Source organism: Candidatus Uabimicrobium amorphum, from assembly GCF_009002475.1.
Taxonomy (GTDB): Bacteria; Planctomycetota; Uabimicrobiia; order Uabimicrobiales; family Uabimicrobiaceae; genus Uabimicrobium; species Uabimicrobium amorphum.
In genome coordinates, this window is sequence record NZ_AP019860.1 from 675713 (window position 1) to 702056 (window position 26344).

The window sequence follows — 26344 nt, forward strand, 5'->3', positions numbered from 1 at the left end:
TTTTTTCATCAATATATGTTACCCTCTTTATAGAAACCTATTTTTTTTGTATGATGGAGAAAATAGGCAAAAAACAATATGTAAAGAGGGACCGTAAAATGAAGAAAATCATTATTACTATCGCTATACTTTTTTCCTTTGTGATAGGTGAAGAAATTCAAATCACGACTTGGAACATTGCAAACTTTGGAGAAACGAAACTCGACAACCAAGAAGCAATGGATAAAGTATTGGAAGTTCTATCTGATGACCACGTCATTTGTTTACAAGAAATCAACCAAGTTGTTGATGTAAGAGGTGACAGTCGCAACTCTGCAGAAATTTTAAAAGATAGATTGGCACAAAAAACAGGTTTGGAGTGGAGACTTACACTTTCGGATGAAACCGGTGAAGGCGGAAAAAAAGAGCGTTATGCTTTTTTGTGGCGTGCTGGTTTAGGAAACTTAGTCAATTCCGAAATTGTAGAATTCACTCATCCAGATTTACAAACCGAGCGTGGTTATTTTGTGACAGACTTCAACTTTCGCGGTGAAGATATCAAAATAGTCAGTTTGCACGCCAAAGCCAGTGGTCGTGTTGCTGAACGCAAGTTGCAGTGGGAAGAAATTGCCAATAATCTTTCTAATTTGCCACAAGAAACACGTATTTTTGTGGTGGGCGACCTTAACATGGAGCACAATCGAAGTTTCGAAAGAAATTTTAGCCCTCTTCTCGACATTGGATTGAAAACTTCTTTGGATCGAGGGCAACTTACCACTCTTAGAAAAAATAGAATCATTGATGGAAGTCACCTCGCTAAACAAGTGGACTACATTTTTGCTAAAAATGTAGAAATCAAAAATCCAAAAGTCGAGGACTTTGTCTTGGAGTTTTTTCAAGATCAGCTTGGGGAAATCGACATTGAAAAAGCCAACCAAGTAAGTGACCATCTTCCGATATCCCTAAAAATTGATATTCCCAATGATTTTCCACCGACGTTTAAAATGGCAACTTGGCGCGTACGACGTTTTTCAAGTAGCAGTCGAGATGAAAACGAATTGTTTACCATTAAAAGTATCGTACAAAAGTATGATTTTATTGCCTTGCAAGACGTGAGAGACCAAGAGGTAATTGAAAGGCTTGTGGAAAAGCTGAAATTATCGAGAAAAGAATATGATTTTGAAGTAAAACTACCCTATGCTTTTTTGTGGAATAAAGAGTTCATTACACAACAACAAGCGGCGCGCTTTACTTCCTCGGGATCTTTTCAACGAAGACCGGTCTTTTCCAGTTTTAAAGCCGGAAATTTTGATTTTGTTGTGCTCACACACCATACAACAACAAGATCTCTGACCGCAACCAAGGAAGAGATAAGACAGCTACCCACTGTTTTTCGAGAAGTACAGAATCAATTTCCCAATGAAAAAGACATTATCTTAACCGGATGTTTTAATCGTGCTCCACGTTTTTCGGAGTGGGAAGAGTTGCTTGGAACAGGCGACATGTTTGCCGCCTTCAGAAGACCTGTAGACATCTCTACTGTAGGAACAAATATTTCCGACAGAGACGTTGTGGACAACTTTTTCTTTGACCTCAATGAAGTCACTGAGCAAGAAGTAGAGCTTGGTGTCGATAAATTCGACGAACAAATTTTTGCAAACGATGACAGGACAGCATCAAAAGAGGTTTCTGGCAATCGTCCTTGTTTTGTAGAATTTTCAACAAAAGATAACGATTAACCACTAGACTAAGCGGGTGTATATTCCTACACCCGCTTTGCCGACATCTCATATCGGCGGAGAAAAAGTGAACGATTTTATACAAAATTCTATCAACAAAGCACGGCAGTTTGTTGTGGAGAATTACAATGTTGCTTACAAAAGCAGCACAGTACGCATGTTATTGGAACTAGTGGATTTTGAAATACTGCGTACAGATGTTATAAACGCCATTGAAAAAGACGAACATAAAATGCCCAGTGTCGCACAATTGGAAAAAGAGCACTGTGGCGGAGGCTTTTACGCCGAAATTATAACACAGCATGCGCAACGCGTTGTAAAAGCTATTGCTAAAATAAAAGGTGTTTGGCGCCTGGAATACGATCCATCAACAAAGGAGCTTTTCGCCTTAGCGATGGAAGAAGCCTGGGAAGGGGTCGCCAAAAGCTACTACGGGCATGGAATAGAAGTTTTTTTCAATCGTTGTAAAATAATTTCACAGCTCAATGCCGGTAATAGTATCACACCACACAATGACCACCCGTGGATGCGAGGTTGGGTAAATTACTTTACCAATGACTATCGACAAGACATTCGTATGGGAAACCCCGAAGATATCGAAGAACAAGCTATGCAATACCTAAAATGCATAGCACCGACACACCCATTGTTACAAACATATATTGCGAAACATCCTGACAAAGCACAACAGGATATCTTTCGCCAAACAATTAACAATTTTCACCAGGAAAATTTAATCGAAAAGCCTTGGCATATCATCGTTTCACACCTCACAATAGACCAAGTCAAAAACTATCCGACTATCTGTAGAAAAACAACCAATAAACCGTGTGAAATTGCGTGGGTACGCTACTTTTTTCTCGTCCTTGCGCAGCGTAATCTAGTCATGCGCACTTTGGGGAATTCGAATGCGAATTCATTGTCGCAATTAGAAGAGAATGCCGAAAATAAAGAGTTACTCCTTCTCACTATTGGGCATCTACTTCACTTTGGTTTGGTGGAAATAGATTTAACGATAAATGTTCCGTGGTACGACCAACAACAAAATTTTTACCTCACAACCCAAGGAAGAACACTTCTTGAAAACCTGGAACACCATTAAGGTTATCTTGTGAATATAAACTTGTCATCGATAAAAGTTTCTTTTTTGTGTAGATCTGTTGAGTTTCCTCCTAAAAGAAATCTTATTCCTGGAAAAAAGCATCATAATTTTATATGCTATTAATAGACATGTTACCCACACAATAAATTAGAATAACGACGTGTCTGATCTGAATTCTATCAATAGGGAGGTATTTATGACTAAATACTTATGTATTTTATGTACGTTGTTTTTCGCACTGACACTAAGTGCTGAAGGAGTAATCGGTCCTAGTTTACAAGCGGCCTTAGACAACGGCGGCGAAGAATTTGATGTCGTTGTGACGCTCAATAAACAACTTAACGGAAAAAAAATTCGCCGTTTATTGCGCAGAGCAGGCGGTGGTAAGCAGCTTTTGCGAGCCATACGCAAACGTTTAAAAGACACTGCCGCCGATGAACAAAGAAATTTACGTGATATTTTAAGTAACTTAAAGTCGCAAGGTCGTGTAAACAAGTCGAAGGCTTTTTGGATTACAAACTCTATTTCTGCAGTTTTGAGTCGCGATATTATTTTTGAGTTACTGGCTCATCCTCAGGTAAGTTTGATTGAACTCAATGTAGAAATTCAGTTTATTGAGCCAGTCAAAGTCAAAAATGTGAAGAGTAAAAAAACTGTTTCACAAACAAAAATTGTGATTAGTCCTCGTGCAAATGCACGGCGCATAAAACGTAGGGAACAACGCAAACGCCAAAAAGGTTTTGGAATACTAGCCGAGGGGGACGCTGTACCTGGTTTCGATAGCTTCAATACCTACTCTCGTGAAATGATGCAGGCAGATGATGTAAATAGTCAATTGGGTAACGAGGGGGAGGGAATCGTTGTTGCCGTATTGGATACTGGTGTACAGGCTTCTCACCCAGAGTTTGAAGGCCGCGTAATTGTGGGAACCGATTTTACTGGAGAATCTACTTCTGATGACGATCGCAATGGACACGGAACACACTGTGCGGGAAGTATCGCAAGTAGGACTTTTGGAGTTGCCCCCAAATCGAGTATTTTAGCAATAAAAGTACTCAATGGTAGTGGTTCAGGAAGTTTTGTTGGAATCGTAAATGGTATCCAGGAAGCGGTAAACGCTGACGTTGAGATTATCAGTATGAGTCTAGGCTCATCGGGGGACTTTGAGGGAACAGATTTTGGTGAGCAGGCGATTAAAAATGCCATTAGCGCCGGTGTCGTATGTGTTGTTGCGGCTGGTAACTCTGGAAATAATGCCAATGGAACACAAAGTCCTATTGGAAGTCCTGGGTCAACACCTGAAGCAATCACCGTTGGTGCGGTAGATGCCAATGGTAACCTTGCATCTTTTAGTAGCCGCGGTCCAAATGCCGACGGCGTTCCTAAACCTGATCTTTCTGGTCCTGGTGTACAGGTTCTTTCTACATCTCCAGGGAATTCTACCAGATTCTTATCAGGGACATCCATGGCAACTCCAAACGTTGCAGGAGTTTGCGCTTTGATTTTAAAGGCAAATCCAAACCTAACTCCGCAAGAAGTAAAAACAACTCTAATCCAAAACATTGTTGGTAATAGAAACGAAAATGGTGTGGGAGCAGGTATTGTCAATGCTCTAAACTCCGTATTGGCTGTTCAACAGCAACCTGAACCAGAGCCACAGCCGGAACCAGAGCCACAGCCGGAACCAGAGCCACAGCCGGAACCAGAACCACAGCCGGAACCGCAACCTGGCCCAGAAGTTTTTACCCAAGAAAAAGTCATACAAGACTTCGCCTTAGATCTACAAGAAATTTTTTCTAGTTTGAGTCGACGTGTTACTGTTACCCTTCGTAGGGTAGACATTGACGTTGACCAGCAGACTTCTATCGTGCGTTTCTCCGTAGCGTTTGTCAATCGCAGAGGTCGAAACAAAAGAGTAAATGGCCGCGCAGATATGGTCCTAGAAAATATTGATAATGAATTCGTATGGAGATTTGAAAAGGACACTAGAGAAGAGTTTGAGGAAATAAGCCGTACATTTCGTTAAACCGTTTATTGACGTATTGAGATAAAAATCCCACCTCAAGTGGGGTTTTTTATTTTGTTTTAAGACATATGGAGAGCAGTTGATCGAAGTCAGGTACCATTATTCTGTTTTATCGTAAGTTAGGTACCATTTTTCTGTTTTAATAGGGAGGCATCTATGAATAAATACTTATGTATTTTATGTACGTTGTTTTTCGCACTGACACTAAGTGCTGAAGGAGTAATCGGCCCTAATTTACAAGCGGCCTTAGACAATGGCGGTGAAGAATTTGATGTTGTTGTGACGCTCAATAAACAACTTAATGGAAAAAAAATTCGCCGTTTATTGCGCAGAGCAGGCGGTGGTAAGCAGCTTTTGCGAGCCATACGTAAACGTTTAAAAGACACTGCCGCCGATGAACAAAGAAATTTACGTGATATTTTAAGTAACTTAAAGTCGCAAGGCCGTGTAAACAAATCGAAGGCTTTTTGGATTACAAACTCTATTTCTGCGGTTTTAAGTCGCGATATTATTTTTGAGTTACTGGCCCATCCACAGGTAAGTTTGATTGAACTCAATGTCGAGATTCAATTTATCGAGCCGGTAAAAGTAAAAAATGTGAAGAGTAAAAAAACTGTTTCACAAACAAAAATTGTGATCAGTCCTAGCGCAAATGCACAGCGCAAAAAGCGTAGAGAAGAACGCAAACGTCAAAAAAGTGTTGGAGTTTTAGCCGAAGGTGATCCAGTTCCTGGTTTTGACAGTTTCAATACTTACTCTCGTGAAATGATGCAAGCAGATGACGTAAATAGTCAACTGGGCAACGAGGGCGAAGGAATTGTTGTTGCCGTACTGGATACTGGTGTACAAGCTTCTCATCCTGAATTTGAAGGCCGCGTAATTGTGGGAACCGATTTTACTGGAGAATCTACTTCTGATGACGATCGCAATGGACACGGAACACACTGTGCGGGAAGTATCGCAAGTAGGACTTTTGGAGTCGCTCCCAAATCGAGTATTTTAGCAATAAAAGTACTCAACGGTAGTGGTTCAGGAAGTTTTGTTGGAATCGTAAATGGTATCCAGGAAGCGGTAAACGCTGACGTTGAAATTATCAGTATGAGTCTAGGTTCCTCGGGAGACTTTCAGGGAACAGATTTTGGTGAGCAGGCGATTAAAAATGCCATTAGTACCGGTGTCGTGTGTGTTGTTGCGGCTGGTAACTCTGGAAATAATGCCAATGGAACACAAAGTCCTATTGGAAGCCCTGGGTCAACACCTGAAGCAATCACCGTTGGTGCGGTAGATGCCAATGGTAACCTCGCATCTTTTAGTAGTCGCGGTCCAAATGCCGACGGCGTTCCTAAACCTGATCTTTCTGGTCCTGGTGTACAGGTTCTTTCTACATTTCCAGGAAATTCTACCAGGTTCTTATCAGGGACATCCATGGCAACTCCAAACGTTGCAGGAGTTTGTGCTCTGATTTTAAAGGCCAATCCAAATTTAACTCCACAAGAAGTAAAAACAACTCTAATCCAAAATATTGTGGGCAATAGAAGTGATAATACTGTGGGAGCAGGTATCGTCAATGCTTTAAATTCGGTACTAGCGGTTCAACCACAGCCGGAACCAGAACCGGAACCACAACCACAACCAGAACCAGAACCACAACCGGAACCCGAACCCGAACCACAACCGGAACCGGAACCACAACCGGAACCCGAACCGGAGCCGGAACCAGAGCCAGAGCCACAGCCTGGCCCTGAAGTGTTCACCCAAGAAAAAGTGGAACAAGACTTAGCCGTACAGTTAGAAGAAATTTTCTCTGGCAAGAATCAAGTTTTGACTTTTACCATTCGCAGGGTAACTATTAATACGGATGCTCAAACCTCTATCGTGCGTTTTTCCATAGCTTTTGTCAATCGTAAAGGTAAGAACAAAAAAGTGAATCGTCGCGCAGATATGGTTTTAGAAAACGTAAACAATGAATTTGTATGGGTAATGACGGAGGCCTCTAGAAATAAACTAGAGAAACTAAGTCGTAAAATTCGCTAAACCATCCCTTTTCATATAAAATAAAAATCCCACGAGAGTGGGATTTTTTATTTGGTTTTGACTTTCTAATTTATAACAAGGTTTTTTTATCCTGTTTTCATCCTGTTCATCCTGTCAAAAATATTACTATTCCCATTCATTAAAGAAGCACAGCAAAATAAAAAATAAAGGGGCTTTTATGCAACGAATATGTTTTGTAATTGCTATCGCAATCAGCGCTACATTCATGTATGCGCAAAATAATTTTGTAGAAGATGCGCGCTATAAATCTGCAGCAGAAGTACAGAAAATGCTAAAAAACGGAGCAGATATTAACAGTCGTAATAAAAATGGCTACACACTGTTAATCACTGCGGCGGAATCCGATCAAAGAGATATTGTACAGCTGTTGATTGAAAAAAAAGCGGATGTACATGCCGAAGCGAGTAGCGGAGAAACAGCATTAAACAGGGCGGCCTACAATGGTTTTTTGGATAGCGTAAAGATGTTGGTTGCGGCTGGTGCAAAAGTAGATGAGCCAAACAAACATGGTCAAACACCGCTAGAATTATGCTGTATGTCAGGACAAGAGCATATCGCAAAATTTTTACTCGCCAACGGCGCAGATGCCAACCGCGTCAATGAAAAAAACAGCGAGTCTATCCTAAGTAAGGCCGTAATATGTGGCAAGGAAAGCGTGTTGCAGTTGTTATTGGATCATAAAGCACAAATAGACGGAAAAGGAAGAAATAGCGCTCTAATTGCTGCAACGATGGCGCGGAAACCAAAAATTGTTACGTTTTTACTTAAAAAAGGTGCAAACCCTAATGCTATTACCGCTAAAGAACAAGAAAGTGCATTGCATCTCGCAGTCGCATTGACAAACAGCAACATAATTAGCATATTACTCGACCACAAAGCCGATGCCAATTTGCAAAACGCCAGAGGTCACACTCCTCTTATTGCTGCGGTAAATAACAACGCACCGCAAATTGTCGACTTGCTACTAAAGCGTAAAGTCGACCCAAATGTAAAAAATAAATTTGGCGATACAGCAATGATTTATGCGGCTTACTACAACCTCCCGGTGATCGCCAAAAGCCTCATCGCACAATCTGCCGATATCAATATTGTATCTAACTCTCAAAAAAGTCCTTTACTTTTGGCAGCACAACGTGGTGCTAACGAGGTAGCGGCAATACTTTTAGAAAATAAAGCCAACACGGAACATGTGGACAAAGAACAAAACAATGCTTTGGTTTTGGCATCGTTATACGGACATAACAAAATTGTCAAAATGTTACTTGAACACGGCATGCAAGTAGACAAAGGTAACGTTTATCAAAATACACCTTTACTCTTAGCCGTATACAAAGGTCATATTCCGGTCATAAAAACATTACTTGAATACGGTGCGAACCCCAATAGCGCTAATAAAGATGGTATTACACCTATAAAATTAGCACAAAAAAATCCACAGATTTTAGCCTTATTGCAAGAAGCCAAACCCAAGAAAGTACAGACCACGAATGAAAAGATCCAAGAGAAAAAAGACAGTGATAAATAGGCTTTCGATAAATATTGGGAAACCCCGGCCTCTAAGCCGGGGAGTTGTTATTTGGATTTGTGGTCTTTCTTTTCTTTATTCTTTTTGTGGTCTTTCTTTTGGGTCTTTTTTTCTATCTTCAAAAAAATCCAGTTAGAGACATTATATTCTTCCAATAATTTTGCATTCCACTCCGATAGAGCTTGCTCAATAAACGCTTGAATCTCTTTTCTTGCCTTAGCATGTCGGTTTTTTAAATCTGTGAGGTAGGCGATTTGAGCTGCGGTCATGGCAAATTGCTTATTGGCGGAACCAAAAAAAGATAACTCATCTGCTAACTTTGGTGCTTTAGAGAAAAACAATCTAGAGGGAGATGCGTCTTTGGAGTAGCGCTCCATTTTACCCTTGAGCTTTTTCACTTTAGACACATAGGAACCCAAAATTTTAGTAGAAACTTTGCCATTGGAAAGTTGCGCAATTCTCGTTTTTAACTGTTTGACTTGCATTTCTATGATATCGAGTTTTTGTAAATCTTTGTAAAGGCTTTCGCGCATTTCTAAAACAGATGTGGCATACTCATAGTTCTTTTTATGTTGTTTGGTGTCATACGGTATGTTGGGATCTACTTTGACAGAAACCGTTTTTTCGATGTTCTTATCACCATACACCAACCGCACACGATAATTTCCGGGAAGTACTTCTATGGATAGGGATTGCGGCCCTTTAAATCTGGCTTTGTATTTCTTGCCTTGTAGATTCCAAACCATTCTATGAATACCGTGTTTGTTATTTAATTTATTTAAACTGCGAATCAATTTACCTTTATCGTTGTATATTTCTAGTTTTAGTTTGGTTTTACTCATATTTTTCGAAACGTAGTAATCGATTAAGGCTCCATAGGGAGGATTGGGGGCGACGTACACGCCATCACCAATACCATAACGCATCATTTTTTTACTGTGGCTATATACAGTGCGAATAGGAAATAGTTCCACATCTTTGTTTTCTAACTTCGACAAGTTTTGCAAAGCAGTCATGTCATCGTAAATCCAAATACCACGGCCATGAGTTCCTAGTATCATGTCATTGTCTCGTGGATGAATAATAATGTCGTGAACGGCTACGGTTGGTAAATTTTTCAGATGTAGTTTGAACCAGTGCTTACCGTTGTTGTAGGTGACATAAAGTCCCATCTCTGTACCAGCATACAAAATTTGTGGATTTTTGGGATCTTCGCGTACTACCCAAACGTAAGATTTTGTGGGAATATTGCCACTGATATCTTGCCAAGTTTTCCCGCCATCACTGCTCTTGTAAATATACGCATGGAAATCGTCTAGCATGTGCCGATCAAAAGCCGCGTACACCACATTTTTGTCGGTGCGAGACAATTCAATGTGTGATACCGGAGAGTTATTGGGCAATTTGGGAATGTTTTCGATGACATTGGTCCAATTTTTCCCCTGGTCTTTTGATACGTGTAAATTACCATCATCCGTACCCGCCCACAGTAAATTAGCGTCTAATGGAGATTCACTCAAACTAATAATAGCACAGTGATATTCCGCAGCTGTGTTTTCTTGCCATACGGGACCACCTGCTGTTTGTTGCTTGCGCAAATCATTTGTCGTAAGGTCAGGGCTTATGATTTGCCAATTCTTGCCAAAATCTTCAGAGCGAAATACTACGTTGCCCGCAAAATAAATGGTGTCATCATTGTGATGCGATGGAATGAGTGGGCTATTCCAATGAAATCGATATTTACCTTCAGAGACAGGCCCGCCCCAAATGACTTTGGCATAGGGAGTAATGGAACTTTCTTCTTTGCTGCGCGTATCGTTAATGACCGCAAAACCACCTTGGGCTTCCGAGATGAACAAATGTGGTTTTTTGGGATGATTGAAAATAAAAAAACCATCGCCAAAACTCACCATTTGCCAATCGGCGTTTAGAATGCCGTAGGGGCGGTACGTGCGACTAGGGCCTGTCCAACAACCGTTGTCTTGTAAGCCAAAATGGATGTTGTAAAACGGAGCGTTATTGTCCACACCTATCTGATAAACTTGGCACAGTGGCATATTGTTGATATAAGTCCATTTCTTACCACGATCGTAGGAAACAGCGACACCACCGTCTTGCCCTTGCCATAAGTTAGAGGGGTCTTGAGGATTTATCCACAAAGCATGATAGTCCACATGTGTACGCCGTGACATAACAGCAAAATTTTTGCCGCCATCGACAGAGTAATAAAGATTGGAAGCTAAGGCGTAGACGCGATTCGAATTTTGTGGATCGACGCGCAAATCCGCATAGTAGAAACCTCGTCCCACAATTTTTTCTTCCTTACACATTGTGGTGAAACTTTCACCTCTGTTGTCTGAACGAAACAAAACACCCTTTTGCGTTTCGGCGATGACATAAACTCGTTTGGGATCACTAGGAGCGACTTTAACTCCGGCACGTCCCATCAATTTTGGTAATCCCGCGGTTATCTTATTCCAATTGTTGCCGCCGTCTGTGGTGCGAAAAATTCCGCCTTCGGTGCTACCGCTAGTGTGAGTCCATGGCTTTCGCTCAAAATGCCACATCGCCGCATAAAGAACGTTAGGATTTTCCGGATCTATGTCCAAATCGGCGACACCGTGTTTTTTATCAATGTACAGTACTTTTTCCCAGGTTTTCCCCGCATCTTTGCTGCGAAAAACACCTCTTTCGTTATTCGGACCATAGGCATGACCTAAAGCACCAACATAAACGATATCGCTGTTATGTGGATGAATGACGATTCGCGAAATATGCTCTGTTTCGCTAAGCCCCATGTGCTGCCACGTTTTTCCACCATCGATGCTTTTGTAAACGCCATCGCCGATAGAACCACTATTGCGCACATTAGATTCTCCCGAACCCACCCAAATCACTTCGGGATTTTTGGGATCTATGGCGATGTCACCGATGGAAACAGTATTTTCTTTTTCAAAGATACAACGCCAAGTGGTGCCACGGTTTTCGGTTTTCCACAGCCCTCCTGAAGCTGTTGCGACGTAAATATGACTTGGTTTTCCAACAACTCCTTCCACATCGGTAACTCGTCCGCCCATAATTGCCGGGCCGATATTACGCCACTGTAAACCACTAAGACTTTCTTCATCAACGGACTGTGCCGATAAAGGAAGTACTATGAGACTTAACAAAAGAATGATTGTAATTCGTTTAAACAATTTCCTAACCTTTCCTAGATGTAGAGCATTCACGGCTCTGTTGCAAAATTAACTGTATTCCCGTTTCCAGAAATGCGACTTTTGAATTTATATGATAACAAACGTCGTGAGTAGTTACAGAGAAAATGCAATCAACTTGCATTTTTTTATTGATAATCTGTCAAATTGATGTTTCAGTGAAATATTAATTGGCGAAAATGTAACTTGGATTTATCTTCTTGGTGTAAAAAACATGAAAAAACAACGACCGCCGTATATTTATCATTTATGTATTATCGTTTTTGTGTGGTTCTTTTGGGCCGCATTTATGTGGAAAACAAATCAGTGGAGTCTTTTTTACGACAACTGGTTTATGTCGGCTACGATGGTCGTCGGGTCTTTTATCGCTGGAGGAACAAGTGAAGGAGGAGGTGCTGTTGCGTTTCCGGTGATGACTCTCATTTTTGGTATAACACCGCAAATTGCCAGAGATTTCTCCTTGATGATCCAATCCATCGGTATGTCGGCGGCGGCATTATTTATCGTTGTAACAAGAACACCGATGGAATGGCGTGCGATAAAATACACTAGCCTCGGCGGTATTGTGGGCATAACAGCAGGCTTTTTATTGATGCCAATGCTCCCCTCTCCAAGCTATATCAAAATTTTCTTTACCAGTTTATGGCTAAGTTTTGCGGTGGCGTTATATTTAGTGAACCGACAAGATCAACGCGAGGTGGTTTCTCAAATATCTAATTTTCAGAGCAAAGATGCTTTAAATTTATGTATTGTTGGAGTTTTCGGCGGGGTTGTTAGTGGTATTACAGGGAGTGGAATTGATATCATCACATTTTCTTTGTTGACGTTGCATTACCAAATAAATGAAAAAGTAGCAACGCCTACTTCTGTAGTGCTAATGGCCGTTAACTCCTGTTTTGGTTTCTTTTTGAATGGTTTCGTATTCACTAATATTTCACCTGAGGCTTGGAATTATTGGTTGGTGTGCATTCCCGTCGTTGTTGTTGGTGCACCACTCGGAGCTTGGTTCATCAAGCAAAAATCCCGTGTTTTTATCACTAGATTTTTGTATTGTTCAATTTCCGCACAATTCATAGGTGCATTATATATAATCCCACTTAGTGTAGGACTAGTTTCATTTTGTGGATTCGTAGTTCTCTTGGGAACAATCACATGTATACAAATGAGCCGCAGATAAAACAAAAAGTAAAGTTTGAGGACACTCAAAGCCATTGGGAATAAAAGGCTTTAGCTCTTTAGGCCAAGAGTTTGAGTACACTCGAAATCGTTGGATATGAAAGGTTTTAGCTCTTTTGACCCATAGTCCTATTCTATTTCTTTATTTCGATCACTACTTTGCCGCGTGCATGCCCTTTTTCTAAGTAAGCCATCGCATCCTTTGTTTGGTCAAGAGGATATGTTTTGTCAATGACTGGTTTGATCTTCTCTTCCTCAATTAAGGAGGTTATTTGTTGTAGTTGATCACCATTTGCTTTCATAAACAAAAAGCCATAACGTATATTTTTTTGACGTGCTAGTTTGGTGGTTTTTCGGGTCATTATGCCTGCGAAAAAACGTAGCAGTGCATTGGCTCCGAGTTCTTTTAGTGTTTGCTTGTCTGGCGTGGCAGTGATCGTCACTACTTTGCCGCCTTGTTTTACAATAGAAAAAGAGCGGTTTAAAATGTCACCACCAAGAGTATCATACACCATATCGTAATTGCTAACTTCTTGGGTAAAATCTTGCGTTTTGTAGTCAATAATGATATCCGCACCCAATTGCTTAACAAAATTAGCATTCTTGCCGCTCGTGGTCGTTGCCACTGTTAAACCCATTGTTTTCGCCAACTGAATTGCAAAACAACCAATACCACCCGATCCTGCATGGATGAATACTTTATCTCCCGACTGGAGATTTCCCCAGTCTTTTAAAGCTTGCCACGAAGTTAGACCAACCAAGGGGATAGAAGCCGCTTCGACAAACGAGATGTTGCGCGGTTTTTTCGCTAAATATTGTTCTTCTATGGTAAGATACTCCGTGCATGTTCCCATGCGCCCTTTGTCCACTCGGGCGTATATTTCATCACCTTCTTTGAATTTTTGAACATTATCACCCACAGCAATGACAACTCCGCTAAAATCGTTACCAATAATCAATGGAAATTGATGACGCATAATGGCTTTGAGTTTACCATTGCGAATTTTAAAATCAACGGGATTGAGGCTGGCTGCATGGATCGCGACCAACACTTCATGTGGACTTTTGATTTGTGGTTTATCAATCTCTATGTGGTCCACCACATCGTTATTACCATATTTAAGGAAAACAGCGGCTTTCATAAGTTTCTCCTAAAGGCATTTCTTTTTTTTTGACAATCGCGAAAATAAAGAAGATGTCACTATGTCATTTTTTTAGTTTCTCTAGAGCGTCTTTGGCACTATCTCTCACAGTTTCATCTTTATCGGATAAGGCTTTGGTCAAGGCAGGTATTGCTGTTTCTCCGATTTCTACGATAGCATTTACCGCATTACGGCTAACATTTATATCTTCATCAGAGAATGCGTTCACCAAAGCTTTGATCGCTGCTTCATCTCCTATCGTACCCAAAGCAACAGCTGCATAGGCTCTTACCGCGGCGTTTTCATCAGATAAACTCTTGATTAACACCGCAGGATTTACTTTGCCCCCGATTCCCAAGCTAATAGCTGCACAGGCTCTTACGGCGGCGTTTTTATCAGATAAAGCTTTGGTGAGAGCCTTCGTTGCAGAAGATGCATACTCTTCATTTCCTAAAGCAATGGCGGCTTGCAAGCGTACATATATACTTTGATCAGATAAAGCTTTTATTAGATGAGAAATCGCGGTTTTGTCTATTATGCTGCCTAAAGCACCTACGGCACAACCTCTGACCTCTGCAACGGGATCGGATAGTGCTTTGAGTAAAGCAAAAACTACATCATTACTGTGAACTCCTATTCTACCCAAAGCTTGTGCCGCATTACTTCTCGTATCTCTATTTTCATCAGATAGAGCTTGGGTTAAGGCAGGTACAGTTATTTTACCTATTTTTATCAAGGTTTCTTTTGCGCCGCATCGAACATTTCCATCTTTGTCTGACAAAGTTTTGATTAGTGCGGGAATAGCGGCAACAGCTTTTTCGCCCATTTTTCCCAAAGCATCACATGCATCGCATCTAATATCTTCACTGACATCAGATAAGGTTTTGGTGAGTGATGGGATCGCCAAAGCTGCTTTTTCGCCTATTGCCCGTAACGATTCACAGGATCTACTTCTTACATACTCATCTTTATCCGATAAAGCTTTGCTCAAAAAAGAAATCATGGCGGCGGAATCTTCTTCCATCTCTGCCAGGGCTCTTGCGGCAATGATTTGTAAAATTTTATCTTTGCCTGAAAAGGCTTTTTTTATCAGAGGAATTGCAACAGCTTTCTCTCCCAATTTAGCTAAGGCTACTGCGGCACATAATTTTGCTTCTCCATCTGTGTCTGCAGTTGCTTCTGTTAAAGCCGCCACAACAGCGTTTGTTTTTTTACCAATCATTCCCAGAGAAGTGGCAACGACTCTACGCACATATTCGTCGCCGTCAAATAGCGCTTTTGTTAATGCTGGAACAGCGGTGACAGCTTTTTCTTCCATATGACATAAATCCTGCGCCGCATTGTATCTAACACTCGCATCTTGATCGAATAAATCCTCAATCAAAGTGGAAATGGGAGTGGATATTTCTTGTGTTCTCCAAATACGAATTGTTGTATTTAAAACTTTGATCAAAGCAGGATTTTCTTCTTCTCCGAAAATTTCCAAAGCGTCTGCGGTGCTGTCGCAAACATATGTATTTTCGTCAAATAAAAGAGGAAGGACGGTTTTTTCTCTCATGCATTTTAAACTATAGATGGCTGCATCTCGAACGTCTTCACTTGGGTCGGACAACGCTTTCAACAAAGCGAAAACAACCAGGTTTGTTTTCAGCCCTATCTCCCCTAGAATATATGCGGCGTTACTTCGGACATTTTCTTTTTCACTAGATAGAACTTTTACCACAGCAGGAGCGGCCTGTTCCCCTATTTTTATTAGTGTTTCTGCGGCACCATGCGTGACATCTTCGCTTGGGTCAGACAATGTCTTAACCAAAGTTGGAGTAGCAAGGACGGCATTCTCTCCCATTTCCTGCAAAGCATTCACTACAAAAATTTTAACGTCCTCACTTGAATCAGATAACCCCTTGATAAGAGCGGGAACCGCGGAAATAGCTTTTTTCCCCATCTCGGCGAAAGTTTCCGCAGCAGCTATGCGAATTTCTTCGTTTTCATGAGACAACGCATTTGTAAGCGCAGGAATCGCTTGTTCCCCTTTACTTACTAATTTTTCTATTACGATATCTCTTTCTTCGTCCTCATTTGCTAACGCTTTGATGAGTTGTGAAATTTCATTGTCATTTGCATGGCTTTGCAAAGAAAAAACAAAACCGATGATCAAAATGTAAAACATTTTTCGTTGCATTTTGTATTTCCGTTCTTCTTATCTTAATATTCCGTCAAGCGAATCTTTATGGGGAATACATCCAAAATGACATTCCAGGCACTGTAGTGGCTAACACCATCAACTTTTCCCCAATAACCAAATGTTTTGCGATTACCACGTAAAACCCACTTTGTTCCTTTGCCTTGTTCGTCGATAAGAAAAGAAACACCGGTTGCCTGTTTTTGGCTATTGTCTACAACTCCCTGTGTTATCAATTTGCGTAAACAGTCTGTGGAAAAAATGTCGGTGCTAGAGACAGATTGCTGGTAGTAAGGAGTGGTTATTTTTTGTTTGGCAGTATTAGGCTTGAGTTTTTGACTTGACCACTCTACCTCGTCTCCAGCTTGCAGATAGTGGAGAATGACATGCTGTACTTTTGTGCCACCGCTATGTGGATCAATTTTCGCGTGACGGGTGTCCATAATCAGAACACCATTTTGCCCAACAACACTTATTTTACCAGTACTTGTGACAAGAGCAGTATTTTCGTCTATGCCAAAACCTATTTTATTGTGTTGTATCGCGGCGACTAGCAATCGACCGTAGCGTCCGCGTTGCATGAAGTGCTGGTCGACAATTCCCAGTGTAAAAAAACCACAACCTTTGCCCGTCGTAACCGTACCTGCAATCATTGCGGTTAGATTATCTCCGCCGTAGATCATGGGATCACTCATAATCGCGGCACCGGCACTGGTCCCGGCGAGTACTCCTCCGTTACTGTATAACTTGCGAATGCTCTTTAGAACCGCAGTTTCTTCGCCATTATCAAAAAAAGCGCGGATGTATCTTTCCTGATCTCCCCCTACAAAAAATGCGGCATTGCACTTTGCAACAGTTGTGGCTACTTTCTGATCGTTGCCATTTTTGATCCACTGTGATTCGTCCAGTTCTTTCGTGGTGGGGTCATCTTTTATTGCAAGGGGAATAATGTGAATGTTATCTTGCGCGACACCATAACCAATGAAATCTTGTTGGTATAAAAGAGAGGTTTTGGTTGGTGTCCCGCTCGCAGTGGGAAAAATAGCTAAACGTATGTTGTGTTTTCCCCCAGCTAGATCAATAATCTTATTATATACCTGATCATTGTTTGTTTGTAGTGCGCCACCGATAATGACCACACTTCCCTCACTGTTGACAAAACTAGGAGCAATAAGAAATAGCAGAACTGTAAATATCAATTTGCTGATCATGTGAGTTCGTGCCTGAAAGGCACTTCCTTTCTTTAGTAGGGCGACTTAGGAAACAACCGTCCTTCTATTGCCGAAAAACGATAGACGTCGCCGTCTCCTTGCCAAGTTTTCAGATTGAAAGTTCCTTGGGTTATTTTACAAACCGATATTTCGCGATATGTGAGGGCATCTTGCGATTTACAATGTTCTGGCAAACCATCGGGTTTCACGAAATAGACATGTTCTCCTGGTGGTGCATAGACGCGAACATTGTTGTCTGCCTCAATAAAAATAGCGGTATTGGTTTGTAATGCAATTGCTTTTGATTTTTTCTTCCAATCGGTGGCAATACGCGCTAGAAAACCGACCAAGCGACCCATGCGGTCACGTTCGCGAAAATGAGTGTCAATGATAACACCCTCTACCAGGGACAGGAAATTTTTGTCAAGAGTGGCGTAACGATTGTAAGGATCATCCAGCATTTCATCGGAATAAACAGAGCCATTACGTGCCGTAAAAAAGTACTCACTCATAATCATTGCTCCGGCACTTGTCCCTCCCATTGGTGTACCATTGGCAAATTTGTGAAGTATTAGCCGTTGGATTTCTGTATTTTGCCACAATTGTTGGTATTTTGACTGGTCTCCGCCACTAAAGAAAATGACCTCGGCGTTACGGATGGTCGAAATGACAAAAGGGTCTTTACTTGCTTCTTTGTTTTTAATGACCAAAGTGGTCACGGAATCCACACCGCCAAAATCCCATACGTAATCATTGTAACCATCGCTACCTGATGTACGCAAAACTAGAAAGTCACCGCCTTTGGCTTTGGATATTAAAAATCGCATCATGGCATCTTCATCACCGCCACCACCTTGTAATCCCAAGCCTGGTGTTGTCTTTACTTTGACATCGTGTGGATTACCAGTTACATAGCAGTCGTAATTGACAGTGTGATTTTGCAATGATGATTGTGCCGAAATGGTAACGCTGCATATCACAAATATGGATATTATTTGTAAAGTTTTCGTCATACATACTCCTTGTTGAAATAGAAGGTTCGGATAAGTCTTCTCTTTTATCTTTATGATATAGGATCAAAACATTATGAACAATAAATAATTTTTGTGCAAATATACTTTAGCACTTCGTAAGAAAAAAAACGACACGGCGACGATTACGGCTACGGGCTACAGTCACGATTACGATTTTTATAATTCACATCAGCGTACTAAAGAATATCTATACTTAGGCAACTTTCACAAATTTAACTGCAAAATACTAGTCCTGTAAGTCCCATATCTGCAACTGATTTCCACTTGAAGTAATCAGTTTATTCTGTGGGGTGATCATGACATCTGTCACAGGAGCATCATATTCTGTAATTGTCATCAAAGAATCATAGCGATATTCGCGCATATTTTGTAAATCCCAAATTTTTACGGTGTGGTCATCTGAACATGAGATCATTCTCGTGTAATTGGCGTGAAAAATAATGTCATTAATGGTATTTTTGTGTCCGGCAAAAGTGGCGATTTTTTGCTGTTCATTTTGAATGGCGCAAGTGTACATGTATATTTTACTGGTGTCGCGGTCGGTAACTACTAAGGCTTTACTGTTTTTATATGGAATTAATTTGGCGTTGGTCACAATAAATCGTTGATTTTCTCCCTTTTTTAAAATAAAGGAGTTGCGTATAGATCCATTTTGTTTGCCGACGAAGAAACATTGCGACTTCCTTGACTCTGTAGCAATTACCAACAATAAATCGTCGTTGTATGGTAAAATCGCAGAGATACCGGGAATTGACATTTTCCATTGGCGTTTGAATTTCTTTGTGTGTAAATCCCACACGCGAATATAAACATGGCTCATGGTGAATATTTCGTTGTTGTGGATCGCGAAATCGATGATAAAGCGCTCATGAGTTTTTCCTGTGCTTTTATATTGCAAAATTTGTTGACGGCTATTTGCCTTACTTATGTAGGAATAGCGCAAAATTCGTTGACTTGTATTGAGAGTTAAGATTTCATCTGCGTTAGAAAACACAACGCGCTTCGATGTCCCAAAATCCAAGACAGGCACGGTGTTTATAAATTTTTGTGCGTGAATATCCCAGATATAGTATAGAGGGGCTTCTGCGCTAGTTACGGCATAGTGGCCATCGGGGCTATGAGTAATTTCTTTAAGTAATGCCGTTGATCCGGTGCTGATGGTGTACGGATATTTTTGCGTGAGATTCCACACTAATGTTCCCGAAGGACTGGCGGAAAAAAGTAGTTGTTTTTGTGGTAGCCATGATATGGCACTAGGGTTTTCGGTTTGTTTTTTGTAAATGGTTTTACCACGAATATTTGATATTTTTATATAGTCATCTTTACCACTCGAAAGAATGACTTTTCCTTGTTTATAGAAATGTACTTTGTGAACCGTTCCACGGTGCGCTGTAAAAGAATGTTTGCGTTGATAGGCTATGCGGCCGTTGTTCTCTGAAAGAGAACCCCATTCTATTTCACCGGTTAATTTTCCGATGACGATATTGTTTTTATGTATATCAAAAGATGTGATCAGCGTTTGCGTCGCGGTTTTCGGCAAATAACGTTGTTGTAAATCTTTATCAAGATAATAAATGCGATCTGAAGAGTTAAAATTTTCAATAAAAAAGAATGTATTGCCGAAGAAACCACTTTGATAGACTCTTTTGGTATCAAACGCCGTTGATTTTTGTATGTGGCGATGAGCAAATTTTTCTCTTTCCCAGTCAAAAAATATTATGTTGGTTTGACCGACAAAATCGCAGTAGGCAACTATTTTTCCCGAAGTCGAAAATTTAACAACTCTATTGGTGACATTTCCAAACTTTTCGTCTTCCTTGTAGTAAGGATTAACGAATTTATGTTGGCGAATTTTAAACTGCGATGGGGTTTTTTGTAATTTTAGTTTAAAGAAAAAGTTGTGGTATGTCCCAACAAACATCTCATCTTTATAAGGGTGAAAACGTATTCCTTGCACAATTACTGCGAGGTTGTGCTTTGCGATGGGTTTTTGCAAATTATTTATATCATAAACAATCACAAACGTTGCATCTGTAAAAGCGAAATATTTGCCATTGGGAGCGACGGCAAAACTAAAATAGGGATACTGGGTATTTTGTAAAGATTGAATTTTTTTGTACAGGAGAGCATATTCTAGATTATTTTTTTTGTGAAGATTTTGCAATTCATGGGTTGCTCGCTCGTACGCATCCTGTGTTGTAAGTGAATACAAAAGCGCAATGGAACTGCGGTACAGTCGCTGCTGTTCTTTTTTGCGCAACAGTTCAATTTTTTTGTTTTTTTCACTTAATTCGCGGTTACTTTCTAAAAGTAATCGCTTATTCTGTTCTAACTCTTGATTCTTTTTCGTCATTTGTTGGTTGACAGTTGACAATTGCCAGTTGCTCGAAATCGTGACGTATAAAGTGAAAGCAATACTAAAAATGAGCATGCTGATGGCCTTGTTGCGCATCATCCATTTACGGAGAGCTTGTAAATTACTTGGTGGACGGGCCATAATCGGACGGTCGTGTATGAAGTTTTGTAAGTCACTGGCCAGCAATTGTGCGTTTTGGTATCTTTTCGCTTGTTCTTTATGCAAGCATTTTAGACAAATCGCCTCTAATTCTCGCGGAATATCTGGGTTGAGTTTTCTCGGGGCGATAGGGTCGTCGTTAAATACTTGGTTGATCACATTTAAAAAGGTTTGCCCCTGAAAAGGTGGTCGACCACACATGGCTTCATAAAGTGTCGCTCCAATAGAATAAATGTCTGTTCTTTTATCCACCAAATCACCGTTTGCCTGCTCCGGCGACATGTATGCCGGTGTTCCTACGACATCACCTTGTTGTGAAAGTTCTGAGTCTTGCGTTTTTGCCAAACCAAAATCCAACACTTTTGGTTGTTGTTGCTGATCAATAAGTATATTTGATGGTTTTATATCGCGATGAAGTATTCCTAGTGAATGGGCATGCTCTATGGCGATCGTGACTTTGTACATCATTGATGCCGTTGTCTTTGTCGGCATAAGCGGATTTTTTTTGATATAGTCGGAAAAAGACACGCCATCGATGTAATCCATTGTGAAGTAATAGAAAGGGCTTTCTCGTACTTCGAGTAAACTCACCACGCCTTCGTGATTCACCTGGGCCATGGTTTTAACTTCACGAATAAAGCGATCAATGTCATTTTTGTCGAGATTGTTTTTATTGAGAACCTTTAGCGCAACATAACGACCAAGAGTGGTGTCTTTTGCTTTGTACACCGTTCCCATACCACCTTTACCGAGTTCTTGCTCTACAAAGTAGTGCTCAAACATTCTTCCTACTTCAATTGTGGCGATAGATTGTGTGGTGTTACTGTTAGGTTGTAGTAGTTTATGAACAAAGTGAATGTCGTTATTGTCGACAATTTCCTGTTGTTGAAAATGGTTCAATATGTTGTGTACGGCACTTACTCCATAGACTTGTTTTTCGGCAACCCATATTTTATTAGGTGTTAATTTTTGCATTGCAGTATGCGCAACATTTTGCGTTATATTTTGCTTTAGCGCTGCGTGTTGCAAAAGAAGATAGTTGAGGAAAAAATGCTGCCAGCGTTGCAATTCTTCCATAGAAAACACACCTGTTTTCATTACATTTGTGGTAGATAGGTTTGTTGTAAGCAAACGATTTACCTCGGGTGGTGATAATCGCGTATAGTGTCTTAGGTATTGTTGAAAAAGATGTTTTTTATCCATTTGATCCGCTATCTTGTAAAGTTGGCAAAATGAATGTGGTGCACTTTATTTAGTGTACACGATTCGCATATCAAATCTATAAGAATTTCGCAAAATGCGGTAAAGACTCATTTTGCCAAGGCTCTTTTACTCTTTTGTCATTGTAAATGTGTAGATTTTGTGTATTATTAAATATATAACTATTTATACTTTTCATTCGTTTTTATTTTACATTGTAGGAGTAACTATGAGATTTTTTGCAATCATAATATTTACTACTATATCTATACTAAAACTTATACTGAGTGGTCATTCTACAGCGGAAAATGAATATTATTCCCCTTTTGTAGAAAAACCTTTTTCTGTCCATTCGTATGAAGTTGATGATGCTCAAAAACCTTCTACAATACAATCAAATACGTGTAGTTCCAGTTGCGGTAAACCCGTGGTTTTGACAACTAGTAATGACCAAATACGGCATTATATTTTGTCATTACAAAACACCACAATGACAGATACCGCTCTGTCTCACCTGTTGTTTTATCGTCAGCAAACGTTGGCGTATCTGAAAGAGAACCCAAACATTAAGATAAAGCAACCGGTACTTGCCGAACTACAAAAGAAAAACGTAAGTTTTTCTTTGCGTATGCTGGACGAAAACAAGCAACCAGTTATTTGTAAAACTTTTCGCCACGTAGCGCTAGATCAGAAACAGCATCATGTTATTTCTGAAGATGGTGATGACATACATACCGAGTTTAACGGGACAATTAAACGCGTTAGTCGCGATAGATTTTGGATACGTATGTGAGTGGAGAGCGATTATTTTGTCGCGGGACCGTGGTTCGCGGTCCATAAAAATAACAGTAACTGGCAACGATTCGATACGGTTTTCGTTAGCAATGGGCGCAAAAATGCCACACGTATTATTGAATTTCGCATTGTATTGGAGGATAATCTATGTATAGATACACCATAGCACTATTTATATTTTTATTACTTGTCTCACAAGTTAAGGCTGATCCATGTGGAATGGTCACTTCTGGTCCCGGAATTTTTCGCACAGGAGTACAACGTACCTACGTATTTTACAAAGATGGTATACAGTCTATCGTTTTACGTCCAGGTTTCACAGGTAGTCTGGATAATTTTGGAATGCTCATTCCTTTTCCCACACCACCAGCAATACGCAAGGTAGAAGATAATATTTTTGCACACATTGCCGCGGCCATTGATCCTCCGGAATTTCAGTTGTTTCCGCGCGAGCGATATGGACGGCAATACTATCCTTTTACTTTTAGCTCTCTTGGTACCAATGTAATGATTTTCTTTTCTGTTATCATGGAAAAAGCGCGGTCGAATCGAGTACGCGTGTTGTCAGAAGAAGGGATCGGCATGTACCAAGTCGCTGTTTTGGAGGCAGGAAGTGCTTCGGCCTTGAAAAAATGGATGACCAACAACAATTATCAATATCCGCAAGGTATGGACACAGTATGCAATGAATATATCGACATGGGTTGGTGTTTTGTTGTTGTCAAGGCACGCATTGGTGGTAGTAGTGGTATCAATCCCACCCCTGGAATGAACAACGCGCAACTTAATTTGCGCAAAGGGCAATTTTTTAGCGGCTTTATGCAGGGAATGGCTTTTCGCTTTCGCAGCAAAGAAATGATCGTACCGATGCGTCTTTCTGTTTATAACACCGATTTTGACGCCACCAACACGATTTACGCTTTAACAGATGAACCTGTCCGTGTGGATTGCTTAGACACGCAGTATGTTGTGCGGCAAATACCCGGAGAAGTATTATTACAAAATTTTTCTGGTCCTGTTCCGTTACGCGTTTATGGTAAGCATATATTTGATTGCCGTTTGAACCAATATGCGCGTTGGAAAAGTTCGCAGGCGATCACCACAAATAAAATAGCGCGTAAACTCTTCGCACATGACGCACTAGCGGCTAAACGCGACGTAATGATTCTCGTCAGCGAGCAAGACGAAAAAGACCAACAAAAAAAACAAATCGACTACACCGAGCCCGATAATGCAAACCAAATCGACGAAGGACTACAGTACATCAAAGATATGACTCTCTCTGTCATATCTGGAATATTCCCAAGTAGAACACTGGCAGACAAAAATTTACGCTTTACTTCATTTTCCATGCCGGAGCGCGAGAACAACACGGGAAACTTTCATGCCATGCTCGATCGACCTGGTCCAAGAAGGGGGCATGTGTATCAAAGTTTTTTTGTGGAATGTGGTTATCTACTCATCGATATTTTTAGTGTATTCTTACTCATTTCTTGGGGATTGATCCTGGCTTTTGCACCCAATATGCGCTTTGCTTTTATTGCAATGGGTATGGTAATTATAAGCCGCACAGCCACCGTTTTTATCAGTGTTGGAATTGTACCAATACTCATATTGGCGATTATTGTGGCAAGAGTCATCAATGTTACCAATAACAAGAAAAAGACCAAAGAGTATTACTCTTCTAGGGCAGCAGCGGTTTTTTTAGGCTGTATGTGTTGGCTCGATGTCATTGTTGGTTCCGTATTGATTGTACGCAATCGTTTAAAATACAATTCACTAAGTAAAAAAGCATAAAGTATAGAGGCAACTTATGTTGCCTCTATATTTGGTAAGCGTGGAGATAAAATGGAAAAGCAACCACCTTTGGCGATACACCTGATATTTGCATTGTTATTGGCGTTGATGTTTCCCTTTTTTATCACGGGGGCAATCGAAGAGTATTTCACCGATACGGATCTATGGAGCTATCGAATTTCTTGCGTGGGTTTTGGCATCAGTACTTTCTATTTGCTTGTTTGGGGAATGCACAATAGGGAAGACATTGACAAAGAAATTAATCGTAGTCTTGCGGCAGGCGATGATATCACCGATTACACTGTGGTGTTACCTGCTTTTCATTTTGGTTTTTTTGTGTTGTTGTGCAAAAATTTAGCTGCCGATGGATATTTTATTTACCCAAAAGATGCGACTTTATGGCATTGGATTTTTTATGGCATTGACAATACAATCCGCGTAGTGCTTATGGACATCCCTGAAATTTACAATATCAAATACTCCAAAATCTATCATAACGCCGAAATGTTTTGGGCGTCCACCCTGATTTTTACCTACCGTCTCACCCTATCCATAGGACTTATCAAAATCTTAGTCCTCACGTATAAAAAAGTGTCGCGTAAGGCATAAAAAGCGTTTACATTTCTTGACATCAGGTAGATTTGCTGTATTATGGGCAACATCGTTCTATACTCTACTGTTGACACAACTTATTTGGAAAAGCACCTAAGATGAAAACATATCCTTTTGAATATCCGCTCTTACTCGACGGTGGTTTTGGACGTGAATTGCAGGCAAGAGGTGAGTCAATTGCCGCTCCATTGTGGTCGGCAAACGTCTACTATTCACGTCCTGAAATTGTCAAAGAAATACATTTGGATTTTATTCACGCCGGAGCCGAAATCATCACCACAAATACCTACGCCATCACCGAGTACTATTTAAAAAAAGCAGGTAAACAAGGCGAACAGCACCAGCTACTTCATGCCGCATACGATTTCGCACATCAAGCACGGCAATGTGTGGTTGTGGATTACCCGATCTACATTGCGGCGTCTATACCTCCGTTGTCCGAGTCTTACCGGGCTGATTTGGTGGCCAATGTCGCCAAGCTAGAGGCGGAATATACCATGCTTATCGATACAGCTGTAAAAAATAATGTGGACATTCTCCTCGCGGAAACTTTGTCGCATTCAGTGGAAGCCAAAGTAATTGCCAAGATCGCCAAACAATGTAAACTTCCTCTGTGGATTAGTTTTACGGTAAATGCGGCAGGGAATTTACGTAGCGGCGAAAGCCTACAAACCGTGGCTACGCAAATTTTAGATATGGGAGTTCACGCTGTGCTCGTAAATTGCGCTACATTACCCAACCTCAATAAAAGCATAGAGATCTTGCAGGCACTGTCCCAAAAAAAGCCTTTTACATTTGGTGTATATGGCAATAGATTCAATGAAATCCCTACCAATTTTGCTCTAGAAAATGGTCTGAACACAATAAATACAGTGCTATCAAAAAAAGACTATGTCCACGCCGTAAAAACTTGGCTAGACAAAGGAGCGTCTATCATCGGAGGTTGTTGTGGAATCGGTCCGGAGTATATCACAGAGATAAAAAACAATTTACAATGACCTTTGTCTCAACAGAACTTCTATATAGGTAAAGCTTAAAT

The 26344-nt window shown here is 40.6% G+C and carries 17 protein-coding genes; 11 read left to right on the forward strand and 6 right to left on the reverse strand.

Going from position 1 to position 26344, the window contains the following annotated elements; translation table 11 throughout:
• The first annotated feature begins 98 nt into the window (after nucleotides 1–98).
• The 5 genes from UABAM_RS02330 to UABAM_RS02350 all read left to right on the forward strand — a co-directional run bounded on the left by UABAM_RS02330 (nucleotide 99) and on the right by UABAM_RS02350 (nucleotide 8426).
• A complete protein-coding gene (locus UABAM_RS02330; protein ID WP_173013094.1) occupies nucleotides 99–1718 on the forward strand; it encodes an endonuclease/exonuclease/phosphatase family protein in 1620 nt (539 codons plus the stop codon).
• A gap of 67 nt (nucleotides 1719–1785) precedes the next feature.
• Complete coding sequence (locus tag UABAM_RS02335; RefSeq protein WP_151966385.1) at nucleotides 1786–2820, forward strand: hypothetical protein; 1035 nt, start codon at nucleotides 1786–1788, stop codon at nucleotides 2818–2820.
• Nucleotides 2821–3016: 196 nt separating this feature from the next.
• On the forward strand, nucleotides 3017–4846 hold the full coding sequence (locus UABAM_RS02340) for a S8 family peptidase (protein WP_151966386.1): 1830 nt from the start codon (nucleotides 3017–3019) through the stop codon (nucleotides 4844–4846).
• A 156-nt stretch (nucleotides 4847–5002) separates the two neighbouring features.
• A complete protein-coding gene (locus tag UABAM_RS02345; protein WP_151966387.1) occupies nucleotides 5003–6880 on the forward strand; it encodes a S8 family peptidase in 1878 nt (625 codons plus the stop codon).
• 178 nt (nucleotides 6881–7058) lie between these two features.
• Complete coding sequence (locus UABAM_RS02350) at nucleotides 7059–8426, forward strand: ankyrin repeat domain-containing protein (protein ID WP_151966388.1); 1368 nt, start codon at nucleotides 7059–7061, stop codon at nucleotides 8424–8426.
• A 47-nt stretch (nucleotides 8427–8473) separates the two neighbouring features.
• On the opposite strand, the gene UABAM_RS02355 is transcribed toward UABAM_RS02350, so the two are convergent.
• Nucleotides 8474–11623 carry a VPS10 domain-containing protein gene (locus tag UABAM_RS02355; RefSeq protein WP_151966389.1) on the reverse strand — a complete coding sequence of 1050 codons (3150 nt, stop codon included), beginning with the start codon at nucleotides 11621–11623 and terminating at the stop codon, nucleotides 8474–8476.
• Between the two features lie 232 nt (nucleotides 11624–11855).
• Here UABAM_RS02355 and UABAM_RS02360 point away from each other — a divergent pair, with 232 nt between their 5' ends.
• Nucleotides 11856–12818, forward strand: a complete 963-nt coding sequence (locus UABAM_RS02360) for a sulfite exporter TauE/SafE family protein (protein ID WP_151966390.1) — start codon at nucleotides 11856–11858, stop codon at nucleotides 12816–12818.
• Nucleotides 12819–12951: 133 nt separating this feature from the next.
• On the opposite strand, the gene UABAM_RS02365 is transcribed toward UABAM_RS02360, so the two are convergent.
• From UABAM_RS02365 to UABAM_RS02385, 5 genes are all read right to left on the reverse strand, one after another.
• On the reverse strand, nucleotides 12952–13959 hold the full coding sequence (locus tag UABAM_RS02365) for an NADP-dependent oxidoreductase (RefSeq protein WP_151966391.1): 1008 nt from the start codon (nucleotides 13957–13959) through the stop codon (nucleotides 12952–12954).
• A 64-nt stretch (nucleotides 13960–14023) separates the two neighbouring features.
• The gene (locus tag UABAM_RS02370; RefSeq protein ID WP_151966392.1) at nucleotides 14024–16141 is read right to left on the reverse strand and encodes a HEAT repeat domain-containing protein; all 2118 of its coding nucleotides are present in this window, start codon (nucleotides 16139–16141) and stop codon (nucleotides 14024–14026) included.
• A 23-nt stretch (nucleotides 16142–16164) separates the two neighbouring features.
• A complete protein-coding gene (locus UABAM_RS02375; protein ID WP_151966393.1) occupies nucleotides 16165–17352 on the reverse strand; it encodes a cyanophycinase in 1188 nt (395 codons plus the stop codon).
• Nucleotides 17353–17384: 32 nt separating this feature from the next.
• Nucleotides 17385–18365, reverse strand: coding sequence for a cyanophycinase (locus UABAM_RS02380; protein ID WP_151966394.1), 981 nt, complete (start codon nucleotides 18363–18365; stop codon nucleotides 17385–17387).
• A gap of 247 nt (nucleotides 18366–18612) precedes the next feature.
• Entirely contained in the window at nucleotides 18613–22104 is a 3492-nt protein-coding gene (locus UABAM_RS02385) for a WD40 repeat domain-containing serine/threonine-protein kinase (RefSeq protein WP_151966395.1), read from the reverse strand.
• Between the two features lie 226 nt (nucleotides 22105–22330).
• Here UABAM_RS02385 and UABAM_RS02390 point away from each other — a divergent pair, with 226 nt between their 5' ends.
• From UABAM_RS02390 to UABAM_RS02405, 5 genes are all read left to right on the forward strand, one after another.
• Nucleotides 22331–22894 carry a hypothetical protein gene (locus UABAM_RS02390; RefSeq protein WP_151966396.1) on the forward strand — a complete coding sequence of 188 codons (564 nt, stop codon included), beginning with the start codon at nucleotides 22331–22333 and terminating at the stop codon, nucleotides 22892–22894.
• Nucleotides 22895–23062, forward strand: a complete 168-nt coding sequence (locus UABAM_RS33660) for a hypothetical protein (RefSeq protein ID WP_229759349.1) — start codon at nucleotides 22895–22897, stop codon at nucleotides 23060–23062.
• Nucleotides 23044–24693 (forward strand): DUF2330 domain-containing protein, encoded by a 1650-nt coding sequence (locus UABAM_RS02395; protein ID WP_151966397.1) that lies wholly within the window; start codon nucleotides 23044–23046, stop codon nucleotides 24691–24693. Before UABAM_RS33660 ends, UABAM_RS02395 begins: the two co-directional genes overlap by 19 nt.
• A 51-nt stretch (nucleotides 24694–24744) precedes the next feature.
• Nucleotides 24745–25302: a hypothetical protein gene (locus UABAM_RS02400; protein ID WP_151966398.1), complete on the forward strand. Its 558-nt coding sequence runs from the start codon at nucleotides 24745–24747 to the stop codon at nucleotides 25300–25302.
• A gap of 101 nt (nucleotides 25303–25403) precedes the next feature.
• The gene (locus UABAM_RS02405; RefSeq protein ID WP_151966399.1) at nucleotides 25404–26303 is read left to right on the forward strand and encodes a homocysteine S-methyltransferase family protein; all 900 of its coding nucleotides are present in this window, start codon (nucleotides 25404–25406) and stop codon (nucleotides 26301–26303) included.
• The last annotated feature ends 41 nt before the right edge of the window (nucleotides 26304–26344 follow it).